Here is a 508-nt window from a genome sequence, read left to right on the forward strand (position 1 = left end):
TCATATCGTCAGGCCCGCATCAACAGTGGCCTGCTTTTACTCCGCCCCGATGGCCTGGAATCTGACCGCCGTTGACAGCCCGGCGCGCTCCCGCAGCTTGGGCGATGAATGCTGGACCTTGTGCTTTTCCAGTTCACGTATCACCACGGGCGCGATCAGCAGGATGCATTCAGTGGCATCGGCAATATCCGGCCAGTCGATCTGATCGATGCGCTGGAAGTGCATAAGTATGTTGGTATCGAGAAAGAGATGCGCGCTCGTCACGGAGTCAGTGCTTTTCTAAAATTCTGGCTATGCCGTCATGCTACCCCGACAAGGTGGTCTTCGCCAAGGCTTTCAACGCTTCGATTGCCCGGAACGCCCGAATCGTCGGCGACGTTCATATTGTTTTTGCGCCAAGCAACCAGCTATAATCAGAATATGGCAGAGCATCTTAGTGCCCGAACCGAAAGTTGTTGAGTAATACCAGCATGTTGTGATTCACACCTCTTTGCGAAGAGATGGAGTG

General features: G+C 53.5%; 1 protein-coding gene. It reads right to left on the reverse strand.

Features of this window, described 5'->3' with window-relative positions:
* Positions 1-36: 36 nt before the first annotated feature.
* Positions 37-264: a hypothetical protein gene (locus V2I08_RS20570; RefSeq protein ID WP_349636592.1), complete on the reverse strand. Its 228-nt coding sequence runs from the start codon at positions 262-264 to the stop codon at positions 37-39.
* Positions 265-508: the final 244 nt, after the last annotated feature.

The organism is Sphingobium sp. MK2, from assembly GCF_040170545.1.
GTDB lineage: Bacteria > Pseudomonadota > Alphaproteobacteria > Sphingomonadales > Sphingomonadaceae > Sphingobium.